General features: G+C 67.8%; 15 protein-coding genes. 9 read left to right on the top strand and 6 right to left on the bottom strand.

Features of this window, described 5'->3' with window-relative positions; all coding sequences use genetic code 11:
• Position 1: 1 nt before the first annotated feature.
• Positions 2-298: a BolA family protein gene (locus SOM26_RS03435; RefSeq protein ID WP_320451349.1), complete on the bottom strand. Its 297-nt coding sequence runs from the start codon at positions 296-298 to the stop codon at positions 2-4.
• Positions 299-338: 40 nt separating this feature from the next.
• Between SOM26_RS03435 and SOM26_RS03430 the strand changes: the two genes are divergently transcribed.
• Entirely contained in the window at positions 339-953 is a 615-nt protein-coding gene (locus SOM26_RS03430; RefSeq protein WP_320451348.1) for a J domain-containing protein, read from the top strand.
• 133 nt (positions 954-1,086) lie between these two features.
• Here the strand turns inward: SOM26_RS03430 and SOM26_RS03425 are convergent, their stop codons facing one another.
• Positions 1,087-1,851 (bottom strand): VOC family protein, encoded by a 765-nt coding sequence (locus SOM26_RS03425; RefSeq protein WP_320451347.1) that lies wholly within the window; start codon positions 1,849-1,851, stop codon positions 1,087-1,089.
• A gap of 193 nt (positions 1,852-2,044) precedes the next feature.
• On the opposite strand from SOM26_RS03425, the gene cobS reads away from it, so the two are divergent.
• The 4 genes from cobS to SOM26_RS03405 all read left to right on the top strand — a co-directional run bounded on the left by cobS (position 2,045) and on the right by SOM26_RS03405 (position 6,397).
• Positions 2,045-3,049, top strand: coding sequence for a cobaltochelatase subunit CobS (cobS, locus tag SOM26_RS03420; protein ID WP_320451346.1), 1,005 nt, complete (start codon positions 2,045-2,047; stop codon positions 3,047-3,049).
• A 5-nt stretch (positions 3,050-3,054) separates the two neighbouring features.
• Positions 3,055-4,878: a cobaltochelatase subunit CobT gene (gene cobT / locus SOM26_RS03415; protein WP_320451345.1), complete on the top strand. Its 1,824-nt coding sequence runs from the start codon at positions 3,055-3,057 to the stop codon at positions 4,876-4,878.
• Entirely contained in the window at positions 4,875-5,120 is a 246-nt protein-coding gene (locus SOM26_RS03410; protein WP_320451344.1) for a ribbon-helix-helix domain-containing protein, read from the top strand. Before cobT ends, SOM26_RS03410 begins: the two co-directional genes overlap by 4 nt.
• A 263-nt stretch (positions 5,121-5,383) precedes the next feature.
• Positions 5,384-6,397 (top strand): PepSY-associated TM helix domain-containing protein, encoded by a 1,014-nt coding sequence (locus tag SOM26_RS03405; protein ID WP_320451343.1) that lies wholly within the window; start codon positions 5,384-5,386, stop codon positions 6,395-6,397.
• Here the strand turns inward: SOM26_RS03405 and SOM26_RS03400 are convergent.
• Positions 6,378-6,734, bottom strand: a complete 357-nt coding sequence (locus SOM26_RS03400; protein WP_320451342.1) for a GntR family transcriptional regulator — start codon at positions 6,732-6,734, stop codon at positions 6,378-6,380. The genes SOM26_RS03405 and SOM26_RS03400 overlap by 20 nt on opposite strands.
• Before the next feature lie 83 nt (positions 6,735-6,817).
• Positions 6,818-7,408, bottom strand: a complete 591-nt coding sequence (locus SOM26_RS03395; RefSeq protein WP_320451341.1) for a nitroreductase family protein — start codon at positions 7,406-7,408, stop codon at positions 6,818-6,820.
• A 129-nt stretch (positions 7,409-7,537) separates the two neighbouring features.
• Between SOM26_RS03395 and SOM26_RS03390 the strand changes: the two genes are divergently transcribed.
• Positions 7,538-9,124 carry a peptide MFS transporter gene (locus SOM26_RS03390; RefSeq protein WP_320451340.1) on the top strand — a complete coding sequence of 529 codons (1,587 nt, stop codon included), beginning with the start codon at positions 7,538-7,540 and terminating at the stop codon, positions 9,122-9,124.
• A 190-nt stretch (positions 9,125-9,314) separates the two neighbouring features.
• Here SOM26_RS03390 and SOM26_RS03385 read toward each other — a convergent pair whose 3' ends face one another.
• Together SOM26_RS03385 and SOM26_RS03380 are read right to left on the bottom strand one after the other, a co-directional pair.
• Complete coding sequence (locus tag SOM26_RS03385) at positions 9,315-10,307, bottom strand: aldo/keto reductase (protein WP_320451339.1); 993 nt, start codon at positions 10,305-10,307, stop codon at positions 9,315-9,317.
• Positions 10,304-11,548 (bottom strand): dicarboxylate/amino acid:cation symporter, encoded by a 1,245-nt coding sequence (locus SOM26_RS03380; RefSeq protein WP_320451338.1) that lies wholly within the window; start codon positions 11,546-11,548, stop codon positions 10,304-10,306. The genes SOM26_RS03385 and SOM26_RS03380 overlap by 4 nt, the downstream gene beginning before the upstream one ends.
• Positions 11,549-11,646: 98 nt before the next feature.
• Here SOM26_RS03380 and glmM point away from each other — a divergent pair, with 98 nt between their 5' ends.
• From glmM to gpmA, 3 genes are read left to right on the top strand one after another with little or no spacing between them, the layout of a single operon-like run.
• Positions 11,647-12,987, top strand: a complete 1,341-nt coding sequence (gene glmM, locus SOM26_RS03375) for a phosphoglucosamine mutase (RefSeq protein WP_320451337.1) — start codon at positions 11,647-11,649, stop codon at positions 12,985-12,987.
• Positions 12,987-13,211: a DUF1272 domain-containing protein gene (locus SOM26_RS03370; protein ID WP_320451336.1), complete on the top strand. Its 225-nt coding sequence runs from the start codon at positions 12,987-12,989 to the stop codon at positions 13,209-13,211. The genes glmM and SOM26_RS03370 overlap by 1 nt, the downstream gene beginning before the upstream one ends.
• Before the next feature lie 57 nt (positions 13,212-13,268).
• Positions 13,269-13,955: a 2,3-diphosphoglycerate-dependent phosphoglycerate mutase gene (gene gpmA, locus SOM26_RS03365; protein ID WP_320451335.1), complete on the top strand. Its 687-nt coding sequence runs from the start codon at positions 13,269-13,271 to the stop codon at positions 13,953-13,955.
• Positions 13,956-13,978: the final 23 nt, after the last annotated feature.

Below are 13,978 nucleotides of genomic sequence, written 5' to 3'. Positions count from 1 at the left end.
ATTATTCTCCGGGTGCCGTCGCGCTGATCGCCAGCGCATGGACACGCTCGGCCAACAGATCGGCGAGCGCGTGGTTCACCATGCGCTGGCGGGCGACACGCGACTGACCGGCGAATGCGGGCGATTCCACGACGACGCGGAAATGGCTCTCGCCGGTGCCGTCATCGCCCAGATGGCCGCTGTGCATCGCGCTTTCGTTGATGACGTCGAGCCGGGTGGGCGACAGCGCCTCGGTCAGGCGAGCGGTGATCTGGTCGGCGATCGAAAGGGCGGGCGGAGCGGTGGTGATATCGGTCATCGCCCCTATATAGACGGTTTTTCGGGACAAGCGGATAGCAGTGACGCGTCGGTCGAGCAGCGATACCTCCAAATCAAAACCCGGTGCGCGTTTTCACGGCCGGGTCGAGAATAGCGACCGGGTGTGCGATCACGCCGGTTGCCAGGAAGCGGGCGAGTTCCGCGCGCCGCCGGCGGAGGGCACACGCAGCGGCGACGGGCCGGGCCGGTTCCGCTGGTTCTGCCTGGACCATGTGCGGGCGTTCAACAGCCGCTATAATTTTTTTGACGGCATGAGCGCGGACGAAATCCACCGCGCCCAGCGCCCCTATGCGGGCTGGGAGCGCGAGACGCGGGCCTTTGCGCAGAACGGCACCGATCCGGGACCGCGCTGGGCCGATTTCTCCGATCCGCTCGACGCGATCGCCGCGCGCTATCGCCGCGAGGCCGCACCCGAGCGCTCGGACGGCAAGCCGCTGTCGGGGCAGGATCGCGAGAGCCTGAAGGTGCTGGGGCTGGAGGCCGATGCGGATCGCAGCGCGCTGCGGCGGCGGTATAGCGAGCTCGTCCGGCGTTATCATCCCGACCGCAACGGGGGCGACCGGAGCCATGAGGGGCGGTTGCAGAAGGTGATCGCGGCGTATCAGCAGCTCCGCCAGGCCCCGGCGTTCGCCTGATCCTCCCCTGCAAGGGGAGGTGGCAGCGCGCAGCGCTGACGGAGGGGGGCTTCCACGAAGGGACGTCCCATGTGGCGAGCCCCCCTCCACCACCGCTGCGCGGCGGTCCCCCTCCCCGTGCCGGGGAGGATTGTCATTTCCGCCGCCCGACCAGCCCGAATCGCGCGCCCTGCGGATCGACGGCCGACATCGAAAAGTCCCCGCCCGGTATCTCCACCGGCCCATATTCGATTGTCCCGCCCAGCTCGGTCACCCGCGCCGCCGCCGCATCGATATCCGCGACCGCGAAATAGAAGCGCCACCCCGGCGTCCCGCCCGGCGGGCAGCCCATCAGTGCCCCGAGCATCACCGGCCCGTCGGCGATGAACCGGTATTCGCCCAAATCGCCCATCGGCATGCCGCCCTGATGGACCCAGCCGAAATGCCGCCCGAAAAAGGCGAGCGCGCGGTCGGGATCGCTGGCGATCCGTTCGTTCCAGACGACATGGCCGGTCGCCTCGCCGGTGCCATGCTCGACAAAGGCGCGCGACGGCTGGTCGCCCTCGGCCGCCATCAGATAGAAGGGCGCGCCCAGCGGATCGGTGACCAGCGCCATGCGCCCCACTCCCGCCATGGTCCAGGCGGGCATCAGCAGCTGACCGCCATCCTCGACGATCGCCTCGACCGATTCGTCGACATCGACGACCGGCAGATAGCCGAGCCAGACCGGACCACCCGGCGACCCCGGCGGACGCTGCATCACCCCACCGATCGCCTCCCCTTCTGGCGTCGCCAGGATGCGATAGTCGATGCCGGATATGCCGCTGTCCCCGACCTGCCAGCCGATCAGCCGCGCATAGAAATCCTGCGCCGCGACCGCATCGTCGGTCAGCAATTCGTACCAGATGAAATTCGCCATGACGCCCACCCCTTTTCGAGCCTGATCGTCCGCGCAGATGGATCTGCCGCGGCGTATCATCTCGACTCGAGAGGCAGGATGATGCCGAAAACCGCACCCCGCAATCGCGTCGCGATCGCTTTCGTGACGATCCTTGCCATTGAGTAGGGAGCCGCGCTTGGCCTAAGGCGTTTAGCGACGAGAAGAGGGCCTGATGACCGATATCCCGAATACGCTTCCCGACAGCCGCGATACGACGATTCTCGATGCGCCCGACAAGATGGTGTCGGTGCGCGACCTGTTCGGCATCGACACCGACATGGAGGTTCCGGCCTTTTCGGTATCGGACGAGCGCGTCCCCGATCTCGATCCCGCCTATGTGTTCGATCCCGACACGACGCTGGCGATCATCGCGGGCTTTGCGCACAATCGCCGCGTGATGGTGCAGGGCTATCACGGCACCGGCAAGTCGAGCCATATCGAACAGGTCGCCGCGCGCCTGAACTGGCCGTGCATCCGCATCAACCTGGACGCGCATATCAGCCGTATCGACCTGATCGGCCGCGACGCCATCGTCCTGAAGGACGGGCAGCAGGTGACCGAGTTCCGCGAGGGCCTGCTCCCCTGGGCGCTCCAGACGCCGACCGCGCTTGTCTTCGACGAATATGATGCGGGCCGTCCCGACGTGATGTTCGTGATCCAGCGCGTGCTGGAGACGGAAGGCAAGCTGACCCTGCTCGACCAGAACCGCGTCATCCGTCCGAACAAGTGGTTCCGCCTGTTCGCCACCGCCAACACGGTCGGCCTGGGCGACACCAGCGGCCTGTATCACGGCACGCAGCAGATCAACCAGGGCCAGATGGACCGCTGGAACATCGTGGTCACGCTCAACTACCTGCCCGCCGCCACCGAGGCGCAGATCGTGCTCGCCAAGTCGGGCGAGTATGACAAGCCCGACGGCAAGCAGCTGGTCGAGAACATGGTCCGCGTCGCCGACATGACCCGCAAGGGCTTTATCAACGGCGACATCTCGACCGTGATGAGCCCGCGCACGGTCATCACCTGGGCGCAGAACACGCTGATCTTCGGCGATCCGGGCTTCGCCTTCCGCCTGTCGTTCCTGAACAAGTGCGACGAGAACGAACGCGCACTGGTGGCGGAATATTATCAGCGCGTCTTCGGCAAGGACCTGCCCGAAAGCGTTGTCGGCCGGGCCTGATCTCCTTGGCGAACGAAACCCCTCTCGACCGGTTCAAGGCGGTTCTCGGCGGCACGGCACGCGCGCTCGCGCAGGAGCCGGAGGTCGAGCTTGCCTTCACCGCCGATGCGCCGACCTCGTCGGGCAAGCATATCCGCGTGCCGATGCCTGGCCGCGCGCTGCCGCCCGAACAAGTGGCGGAGGCACGCGGTTTCGCCGACGCCTTCGCGCTCAGGCTGAAGCTGCACGACACCGCGCTCCACGCTCGTGCCGCCCCGGTCGAGGCGGTCGCGCGCGCGGTCTATGACGCGGTCGAGACGGCGCGGGTCGAGGCGCTGGGCGCGCGCGGTTATGCCGGGATCGGCGACAATCTTGCCCATGCACTCGACGTCCGGTTGCGTTCGGACCCGCTGACGCGGGCGCGCAACCGCGACGAGGTGCCGCTGTCGACCGCTTTGGGGCTGCTCCTGCGCGAGCGGATGACGGGCCGCCCCTCCCCGGCCGAAACCGCGCCCGCGCTGGCGCTGGTCCGCGACTGGCTGGAGGGGGCGACCAATCTCGATGCGCTGGCGGGCGCGATGGACGACCAGAAGGCGTTCCAGGCGCTCGCCGCCCGGATGCTCGCCGACCTCGAACTCGCCGAGTCCCCCGCCGAACCCGAACAGTCCGATGAAGGCGGCGACGACCAGGAAGGCGAGGATCAGCAGAACGAGGACGAGAGCGACGAGAATGACGACCAGCAGGGTCAGGGCGAAGGCGAGGTAGAGGCGCGCGCCGAGAAGCGCGACTCGGACAGCGAGGACGGCGAGTCGCAGGACCAGAGCCAGGAATCCTTCGACGATCTCGACGGCGAACCCGGCGAGGACGGCGACGAAGGCAGCCAACCGACCCGCCCCAATCGCCCGATGAACGATCTGGCGTCGCAGTTCGACTACAGGCCCTGGACGACCCAATATGACGAGGTGGTCGCGGCCGGGGAGCTGTGCGACGCCGACGAGCTGGCACGGCTTCGCGGCTATCTCGACCAGCAGCTGGCGCATCTGCAATCGGCGGTGTCGAAGCTCGCCAACCGCCTGCAACGCCGGTTGATGGCGCAACAGTCGCGGTCGTGGGACTTCGACCAGGAAGAGGGGATTCTCGACGCGGCGCGCCTCGCCCGCGTGGTGGTCAATCCCGGCCAGTCGCTATCCTACAAGATCGAGCGCGACACCGATTTCCGCGATACCGTCGTCACGCTGCTGATCGACAATTCGGGGTCGATGCGCGGGCGGCCGATCGGCATCGCGGCCATCTCCGCCGATATTCTTGCCCGCACGCTGGAGCGGTGCGGGGTGAAGACCGAGATCCTCGGCTTCACCACCCGCGCCTGGAAGGGCGGGCAGAGTCGCGAGACCTGGCTGGCGGCCGGACGTCCGCCGCAGCCCGGGCGGCTGAACGACATCCGCCACATCGTCTACAAACAGGCCGACGAACCCTGGCGGCGCGCGCGCAACAATCTGGGCATGATGATGCGCGAGGGGCTGCTCAAGGAGAATATCGACGGCGAGGCGCTGATGTGGGCGCATAGCCGGTTGATCGCGCGGCCCGAGGAGCGGCGCATCCTGATGGTCATCTCCGACGGCGCGCCGGTCGATGATTCCACCCTGTCGGTCAATTCGGGCAGCTATCTGGAGCGGCACCTGCGCCAAGTGATCGGCTGGATCGAGAGCAAGAGCCCGGTCGAGCTGATCGCGATCGGTATCGGCCATGACGTGACCCGCTATTATGCGCGGGCAGTGACGATCATGGATGCCGAACAGCTGGGCGGCACGATCATCGAGCAGCTGGCCAGCCTCTTCGACACCGAATGAGCCGGATCGCCGCCCCGGCACACGGCTTTGTCGGGCCGGTGAAACGCTCGATCACCATTGCGGGGCACCAGACCTCGATCAGCCTGGAGCCGGTGTTCTGGACCGCGCTGGAGGAACAGGCGGTCGCCCATGGCCTGCCGCTTTCCGCGCTGGTGGCGGAAATCGACGCGTTGCGTATCGTAGCGGACGACCCGCCGAACCTGGCGAGTGCGATCCGGTCGTGGCTGTTCCTGCGGCGCTGATGGGGTTCGCGCAGAGGCGCGGAGGTGGGAGTGACCGACAAGAGCGTCCATTTCCTGAGCCCTTCTTCTTTGCGTCCTCCGCGCCTCCGCGCGAACCAAAAACCCTTCCCGCTTCCCACCCTCCGTTCCAGCTTGAGCATAGTGGAAGGCCAAAGGATGATCGTGGTCCCTGGGGCGAGGGCGGGGGGTGGGGATGGAGAAAGGCCGCGCATTGACGCCGCCGCTCGCCTACGGCAGGGCGCGCCGTCTGTTTCGGGGTTTGTGTGGCCGGGATTACCCTTCGCGATACGGGATTGCGGGTCCATCGCTGGCTGGGGCTGGCGGTCGGCCTGTTCGCCATGGCACTGGCGCTGTCGGGCACGATCCTGGCCTGCGCGCCGTTGATCGAGCGGATCGCGTCGCCCGCGCGCTATCGGATCAGCGGTGAGCAGCGCCTGCCCGCCGATCGCTATGCCGACGCCGCGCATCGTCGCCTGCGCCCCGGCGAACGGATCGCCGCCCTGTCGCTGGAGCAGGGATCGTCGCCGGTGGTGGTGACGCTCGACCGCCCCAGCGACCGGGCGCGCCGCCTGTTGTTCCTCGATCCGGCCACCGCCGGGATATTGGCCAGTGCCTGGCAGGGTGGCGGTATGCTGGGCATGTTGCGACGCGGGCATGACGGGCTGTTCCTGTCGGGCGCGGGCCGCGCGATCGTCGGCGTGATCGGGATCGGCCTGATCCTCGTGACGGTGAGCGGGCTTTGGGTGCAGTGGCGGCCCCAGCGCAAGGCGAAGCGACGCACCGACAGGGCACCGCGCTGGCACCGGATCGTCGGGCTATGGTCGACAGTCCCGGTGCTGGTGATGACGGCAAGCGGCGTGACGCTGGCCTTTTCGGGTGAGGTGGACAGCCGCGTGCCCGTCCTGCCGCTCACCCGCCCTTCGCTGCCCGTGGAACGCGTCGTCGCCAGCGCCCGGCCGCTGGCCCATGGGACGCTTGGCATGATCGCCTGGCCGACCGAGCGCTCGCCCGACTGGACGCTCTATTATGCGGGAAACACCATGAGCGTAGTGAAGGTCGCCGACGACAGCGCCGGTGCGGTGGCCGCGACCGGGCGTGCGGCACCGGTCATGCTGACCTGGGTCCAGCGGCTACATGACGGCCGTGGCATGAGCGGGACGTGGGGCGGGGTCTGGCGGACGGTGGCGACGCTGAGCGGACTGGCGGCCCTGTGGGTCGTGGCGACCGGACTGATCGCGGGTGCGATCCGCCCGAAGGTCAGACGCGCTCGACGCTGAGCAGGTCGGTCGCGTCCAGGCCGAGCAGGTCGATATGGTCGCGGATGCGCGGCCACTGCACCGACAGGAACGTCTGACGCTCGGCGGCGCGCAGGCGGTCGGCGGCGCCCGGCAGCACGAACATGCCGACCCCGCGCCGCACCTCGACATAGCCGTCGTCCTGAAAGCTCTGATACGCCTTGGCGACGGTCAGCGGGTTCGCCCCCTGCTCGGCGGCCAGCGCGCGCACCGAGGGAAGCTGGTCCCCCGTGCGATAGGTGCCGTTGAGGATACCTGCCGCGATCGTGCCGCGCAGGCGGATGTAAACCGGGCTGTCGTCGCCGCTAAGAGCTGTCATGCCGAGTTAATACAGCATGCGAGGGGCGGTGTCGAGGGCAAAGCCTGCGAACGTTTGCAATTCCGTCGCGGCCGCTGCTCGGCTTATCCGTTCCACGTCGACACGATCCGCGCCATGTCCGGGCGCGGGCGTTCCTCGAGCGGGCGGCCGGGCGTGCCGAGGAAGACGAAGCCGACGATCCGCTCGGGCGCGGTCCCGAACGCATCGCGCACCGCATCCGAAAAGGCGGGCCAGCCGGTCAGCCAGCCGCCCGCATAACCCAGCGCATGGGCGGCATGGAGCAGGTTCATGCACGCCGCACCCGCCGACAATTCCTGTTCCCACATCGGAATGTGGCTGTCCGGTCGCGGGGACGACAGCACGACCACCAGCGACGGGGCCTGGTGCGCGAACTGTTCGAGCGAGGCGATCTCGGTCGCGCCCGCCTGCGGCCGTTCGGCGCGATAGGCGCTGGTAATGACCTCCGCCAGCTTCCCGCGCGCCTCGGTCGGCACGATCACGAAGCGCCAGGGGGCCAGCTTGCCATGGTCGGGCGTGCGCGCGGCGATGGCCAGCATGTCCGCCAGTTCGGCCGCGTCCGGGCCCGGCGCGACCAGGTCGCGGGGCTTGCCCGACCGGCGCGTCGCCAGCAGCGTGAGGGGGGTCGAGCGATCGTTGAAAGCCATATCCGTCATGGCTTACATCCTTACGTCGTCGCGCATGATATTTACAGTCGCGGCTTTGGCGTTAGGTTACCAAAGCATTACGCCCCCGCGTGCGCCCCTGGTCGCACCGGGGGCGATTCCGATGGAGTGAACGCCAGCATGGCGACTGCGTATGAGGCCGCCGCGCGCGGCAAAACGGTTTTGGGCCATCCCCGAGGCCTGTTCCTGTTGTTCTTCACCGAGATGTGGGAGCGTTTTTCCTATTACGGAATGCGCGCCATCTTGGTCTTCTACCTGACCAAGCATTTCCTGTTCACCGACGAACCGGCCTTCGGCATCTACGCGGCCTATACCTCGCTGGTCTATGTGACGCCGGTGATCGGCGGCTATCTCGCCGACCGTTACCTGGGGGCCAGGCGCGCGGTGTTGGCCGGGGGATTGTTCATCGCCTTCGGCCATATGCTGATCGCGGTCATGGAGGGGCCGCAGGGTGCCCAGGGCGCCTATCTGGAGGGTTTCTACCTCGCGCTCGCCTCGATCGTCATCGGCACCGGCTTCCTGAAGGCCAATATCTCGGTGCTGGTGGGACAGCTTTATGCGCGCGACGACATGCGCCGCGATCCCGCCTTCTCGATCTTCTACATGGGCATCAACGTGGGCGGCGCGCTGGGCCCGATCGTGTGCGGCGTGCTGGGTGAGACGGTCGGCTGGGCGTACGGCTTCGGCGCGGCGGGCGTCGGCATGGTCCTGGGCCTCATCGCCTTCATCGCCCTGAAGCGCGAGTTGCACGGCGCGGGCGAAGCGCCATCGCTGCCCGTGCTGCGCGCGCCGGTCGTGGCCGGGCTGTCGCGCGAGTGGCTGATCTATCTGGGCGCGATCGTCGCCACGCTGGGTGTGTGGCAGCTGATCCAGCATCAGGATGCGGTCGGCACGCTGCTGGTCGTCTTCGCGGCCGCCACCGTCCTGTTCATCCTGTGGCGCGCGGTGTTCCAGCTTCCCAAGGTGGACCGCGACCGCATCTTCGCCGCGCTGTTCCTGATCGCGCTGTGCCCGCTGTTCTGGGCGCTGTTCGAGCAGGCGGGTTCGTCGCTGAACCTCTATACCGATCGCTCGGTCGACCGGACGCTGATGGGGTGGACCATCCCGGCCTCGGCGTTCCAGTCGGTCAACTCGATCTTCATCATCCTGCTTGCGCCGATGTTCGCCGCGTTGTGGACTATCCTGGGCAAGCGCGGGTGGGAGCCCAGCGCGCCGTTCAAGTTCGGCATCGGCCTGGTCGGGGTCGGCGCGGGCTTCATGGTGCTGGTCGCCGGGGCTGCGGCCTATGCGGGCATGCCAACGCCGGTGATCTTCGTCATCCTGGTCTATCTGATCCACACCATGGCGGAACTGTGCTTCTCGCCGGTCGGCCTGGCCGCCATGACGCGGCTGTCTCTGCCCAGCATGACGGGTCTGATGATGGGCACCTGGTTCCTGGCGACGGCGGCGGGCAACTTCATCGCCGGGCTGATCGCGCAGGCGACCGGCGGCGAGGGCGCGGGGCCCGAAAAGGTGCTCGACGTCTATACGCGGATCGGCTGGTTCTCGATCGGAATCGGCGTGGTCGTCCTGATCGTCTCGCCCTTCATCGCCAAGTTGATGCACCTCGACCTGTTGAAGGCCGATGCGGCGCTGGCGGGGACCAAGGAGCTGGCCGAACCGGCAGCGGCGGGCGTCGATACGCGGCTGGAGCAGAAGCCGCATTGATGGCAGCGGGGCGGTTCGGGATGACCGGCCGCCCCTTTTTTTCCCTCCCTGCTCTTCCGCTCACCCCCACCTCCCTTCGCACTGAGCGAAGTCGAAGTGCACGGGATGACGCCTGCGGACAGGCCGGGGCGTGGGCTTCGACTTCGCTCAGCCTGAACGGAGGTTCGGGGGTATCACTCCGGTACGCGGCTCAGAGCCGCGTCATCGCCATCGCCCGCTCGCCGTAACGCGGCCCGGCCGTGCCGCCGCGCGGGGCGGCTTCGTCCAGCTTCGCCAGATCCTCCGCCGACAGCGTCACATCCGCCGCCTTCATCGAATCCTCCAGCGTCGCGCGGCGCTTGGAGCCCGGGATCGGCACGATATCGTCGCCCTGCGCCAGCAGCCAGGCCAGCGCCACCTGCGCGGCGCTCGCGTCATGCGCGGCGGCGATGGTCTTTACCACCTCGACCAGCTTCAGGTTGCGGTCGAAATTCTCGTCCGAATAACGCGGGTCGTTCCGCCGATAATCCCCCTCGGGGAGGTCCTGGCGCGACGAGATCTGCCCGGTCAGGAAGCCGCGCCCTAGCGGGCTGTACGGCACGAAACCGATGCCGAGTTCGCGCACCGCCGGCAGAATGTCCGCCTCGACGTCACGCTCCCATAGCGAATATTCGGACTGGACCGCCGCGATCGGGTGGACGGCGGCGGCGCGGCGGATGGTGTCGGCGCTCGCCTCGGACAGGCCCAGCCGGCGGACCTTGCCCTGCTCGACCAGGCGGCCCATCGCGCCAACCGTCTCCTCGATGGGGACGTTGGGGTCGACGCGGTGCTGATAGAACAGGTCGATCGTCTCGACCCCCAGCCGCTTGAGCGAGCCTTCGCAGGCGCGCTGGACATTGGCCGGGGTGGAATCGACGCCGGTCATGCCGTTCCCATCGTAGCGAAAGCCGAACTTGGTCGCGATGACGACCGCATCGCGCTTGCCGCGAATGGCCCTGCCGACCAGTTCCTCATTGACCAGCGGGCCATAGATTTCGGCGGTGTCGAACAGGGTCACGCCCAGTTCGATCGCGCGGTGGACGGTTGCGATGCTCTCCGCCTCGCTCGCCTCGCCATACATGTTGCGGCCGACACCGGCCATCGGCATGCAACCCAGGCCCAGCGCGGAGACCTCGAACTCGGGGCCGAGAGTGCGATATTTCATGGATTATCCTCATCGATCGTGCCGCTCCAGCGCGAAACGGTCGCGGTGGCGGCAAGGTCCATGCTGACATTGCCCAGGGTCCTGAAAATGTCCGGAATCGTCTCGACCGCGATCAGCAGCCCCAACGGTGCGGCGGGCACCCCCAGCGCGACGCAGACCGGCGCGATCGAGGCGAAGAAGGTGATCTGCGACGGCAGGCTGGCCGAACCCAGCGAGACGAGGATCGCCGCCACGACCGATGCCGCGACCGCCGCCGGGCCGGGCACGATGCCGAACCAGTCGGCGATATAGAGGGCGACCGCGACGTTCATCGCGGGCTGCGTCGCCCGGAACATCGCCACCGCCATCGGCAGCACCAGGCTGGAGGTGGCAGGCGCGATGCGCAGGGTCTTCGTGCCCTCGACCATGGCGGGCAGGCTGGCCAGCGAACTCTGCGTCGAGATCGCGACCGCCTGGGCCGGGGCCAGCGCACGGGCGAAGCGGGGCAGCGGCACCCGCGCCGCGATCGCCGCGACGCCGTACGCCATCAGCATGACGATGACGCCGATCGTGGCGATGATCCCGATATAATGGACCAGCGCGCCGAACGCCGCGCTCCCCGCGCTCGCCCCCACCACGAAGGCCAGGGCGAAGACGCCGACCGGTGCCAGCCACAGCACCCAGCCGATCAGGACCAGCATCGCATCGCGGATCGCGGTGAAGAAGCCGAGCAGCTGCGCCCGCCCCTCGACCTCGATCCGGGTTATCGCAAAGGCGAAGGCGAGGGTGAACAGGATCAGCGACAGCAGCGCGTTGTTGGTCGCGGCGGCAAAGATGTTGGTGGGCACGATGCCGGTCAGGAACTCGGATATCGGGGGTGTCGGCCCGACGGGCGCGGCATGGCCGAGCGCGGTCTTCAACGCCGCCGCCGCGCCGCGCGGGATCGGCACGAGACGCAGCAGGATCGGCGTGACCAGCGCCGCCATCGTCGCGGTCAGCGTGACGAGGCCGAGGAAGGTCACGATCGCCCGCCCCGCGATCCGCCCCGCCTGCGCGGCCTGCGCGGTGGCGGCGACGCCGGTGATCAGCAGCGTGACGACCAGCGGGATGACCGTCATCTGCAACCCGTTGAGCCACAAGGTACCCAGCGGCCCCGCCACGTCCATCCCCCATCCCGCGACCCAGGGTGAGAGCGTCGCGGTCCCCACCCCGGCCAGCAGACCGGCGGCAAGACAGAGCAGGATCAGGGAGGCACGGGACATGAGGGCCCTTCGACGTCTTTGAGCTTTTGGAAAGGTCACGCTAAACGGGACGCGACCACAATCTGTTTCCTCTTTTAGACCGGCAGGGACTTGGCCGTATGGCAAGAAAATATTTCGGCACCGATGGCATTCGCGGCGCGACCAACGGCGCGGTCATGACCGCCGAAATGGCGATGAAAGTCGGCATGGCGGCCGGGGCCTATTTCCAGCGCGGCGATCATCGCCACCGCGTCGTCATCGGCAAGGACACCCGCCTGTCGGGCTATATGCTCGAATCGGCGCTCGTCGCGGGCTTCACCAGTGTCGGCATGGACGTGGTGATGCTCGGACCGCTGCCCACCCCTGCGGTCGCGATGCTGACCCATTCGATGCGCGCCGATATCGGCGTGATGATCTCGGCCAGTCACAATCCGTTCGCCGACAATGGCATCAAGCTGTTCGGCCCCGATGGCTACAAGCTGTCGGACGAGGCCGAGGAATCGATCGAGGACCTGATCGAGCAGAATGTGCCGCTGGTGCCGTCGGGCAAGATCGGGCGCGCGCGCCGTGTCGACGACGCAGCGGGTCGCTATATCCACTTCGCCAAGTCGACCTTCCCGCAGTCGCTTCGTCTTGATGGCCTGCGCGTGGTGATCGATTGCGCCAACGGCGCGGCGTACAAGGTCGCGCCCGCTGCCCTTTGGGAACTGGGCGCGGACGTGGTCGCGATCGGCGTGACCCCCAACGGCACCAACATCAATGACGGCGTCGGCTCGACCGCACCGCAGACGCTGGCCGAGACGGTGGTGGCGAGCGGCGCAGATATCGGCATCGCGCTGGACGGTGACGCAGACCGCCTGATCATCGTCGACGAACACGGCCAGGTAGTCGACGGCGACCAGCTGATGGCGATGATCGCGACCAGCTATGCCCGCGAAGGGCGGCTGGCGGGCGGCGGCCTGGTCGCCACCGTCATGTCGAACCTGGGGCTGGAGCGGCATCTGGCGGCGCAGGGCCTGGGCCTGATCCGCACCAAGGTCGGCGACCGCCATGTGCTGGAGGCGATGCGCACGCGCGGCTATAATGTCGGCGGTGAGCAGTCGGGGCATATCATCCTGTCCGACTATGCCCGCACCGGCGACGGGCTGGTCGCCGCGCTCCAGGTGCTGGCCGAGTTGAAGCGCGCGGGCGCGCCCGCCAGCGAGGTGCTGCACCGTTTCGATCCCCTGCCCCAGCTTCTGAAGAATGTCCGCTTCGCGGGCGGCAAGCCGCTGGAACATGAAAAGGTACAGGGCGTCATCGCCGCCGCCGAAGCCGAACTGGCCGGGCGTGGCCGTCTGGTCATCCGCCCGTCGGGCACCGAGCCGGTCATCCGCGTGATGGCCGAGGGCGAGGACAAGCGCCAGGTCGAGACGCTGGTCGACCGGATCTGCGACGTGGTGCGCGAGGTGGCCGCCTGATGCTCGAGATGCGGCCCGATTGCGAGCGCTGCGGCGCGGACCTGCCCCCGTCGCAGGGCGGCGCGTTCATCTGTTCGCTGGAGACGACCTTCTGCGCCGAATGTGCCGACGAACTGGACGAGACCTGCCCCGATTGCGGCGGCGAACTGCTCGACCGGCCGACGCGCATGGGCCGCGTGCTGAAGGCCAACCCCGCTGCGACGCAGGGCCGTTTCCGCGGCTGACCTCGACCCGGCGAACCCGCCGCTCTATGCGGTCCCCATCACATTGAAGGAGTTTCCATGCCCCAGCTCGTCCTGATCCGCCACGGCCAGTCCGCCTGGAACCTCGAAAATCGCTTTACCGGCTGGTGGGACGTCGACGTGACCGCGCAAGGCGCGGCGGAGGCGCGTGCGGCGGGCGCGATGATGGCCGAGAAAGGCCTCGACTTCGACCTGACCTTCACCAGCCTCCAGACCCGCGCGATCAAGACGCTGAACCTGGCACTGGAGACGATGGGCCGCCTCTGGCTGCCGACCGAGAAGCACTGGCGGCTGAACGAGCGGCACTATGGCGGGCTGACCGGCCTGGACAAGGCGGAGACGGCGGCCAAGCATGGCGAGGATCAGGTCAAGATCTGGCGTCGCAGCTTCGACGTTCCCCCGCCCCCGGCCGAGGCGGGCGGCGAATTCGATGTGTCGGGCGACATCCGCTACAAGGACATCGCGGTTCCCCAGACCGAGAGCCTGAAGGACACGATCGCGCGCGTCCTGCCCTATTGGGACGAGCGCATCGCGCCTGCGCTGCGCGACGGCAACCGTGTACTGATCTCGGCGCACGGCAACTCGCTGCGCGCGCTGGTCAAGCATCTGTCGAACATCCCGGACGACGAGATCACCAGTCTGGAAATCCCGACCGCGCAGCCGATCGTCTATGAACTGGCCGACGACCTGACGCCGACCGACCGCTATTATCTGTCGGAACGGTAATTGACGCAGGGGTTGGTCGGATG

Source organism: Sphingomonas sp. CFBP8993 (assembly GCF_034044895.1).
GTDB lineage: Bacteria > Pseudomonadota > Alphaproteobacteria > Sphingomonadales > Sphingomonadaceae > Sphingomonas.
Note: the sequence above shows the minus strand (reverse complement) of the source record. Positions and strands in the feature narration are given on the sequence as shown.

Coding starts and splice junctions, on each gene's coding strand:
- SOM26_RS03435 (WP_320451349.1), bottom strand. CDS start 298: ATGACCGATATCACCACCGCTCCGCCCGCCCTTTCGATCGCCGACCAG.
- SOM26_RS03425 (WP_320451347.1), bottom strand. CDS start 1,851: ATGGCGAATTTCATCTGGTACGAATTGCTGACCGACGATGCGGTCGCG.
- cobS (WP_320451346.1), top strand. CDS start 2,045: ATGACCGATATCCCGAATACGCTTCCCGACAGCCGCGATACGACGATT.
- SOM26_RS03410 (WP_320451344.1), top strand. CDS start 4,875: ATGAGCCGGATCGCCGCCCCGGCACACGGCTTTGTCGGGCCGGTGAAA.
- SOM26_RS03400 (WP_320451342.1), bottom strand. CDS start 6,734: ATGACAGCTCTTAGCGGCGACGACAGCCCGGTTTACATCCGCCTGCGC.
- SOM26_RS03395 (WP_320451341.1), bottom strand. CDS start 7,408: ATGACGGATATGGCTTTCAACGATCGCTCGACCCCCCTCACGCTGCTG.
- SOM26_RS03390 (WP_320451340.1), top strand. CDS start 7,538: ATGGCGACTGCGTATGAGGCCGCCGCGCGCGGCAAAACGGTTTTGGGC.
- SOM26_RS03385 (WP_320451339.1), bottom strand. CDS start 10,307: ATGAAATATCGCACTCTCGGCCCCGAGTTCGAGGTCTCCGCGCTGGGC.
- SOM26_RS03380 (WP_320451338.1), bottom strand. CDS start 11,548: ATGTCCCGTGCCTCCCTGATCCTGCTCTGTCTTGCCGCCGGTCTGCTG.
- glmM (WP_320451337.1), top strand. CDS start 11,647: ATGGCAAGAAAATATTTCGGCACCGATGGCATTCGCGGCGCGACCAAC.
- SOM26_RS03370 (WP_320451336.1), top strand. CDS start 12,987: ATGCTCGAGATGCGGCCCGATTGCGAGCGCTGCGGCGCGGACCTGCCC.
- gpmA (WP_320451335.1), top strand. CDS start 13,269: ATGCCCCAGCTCGTCCTGATCCGCCACGGCCAGTCCGCCTGGAACCTC.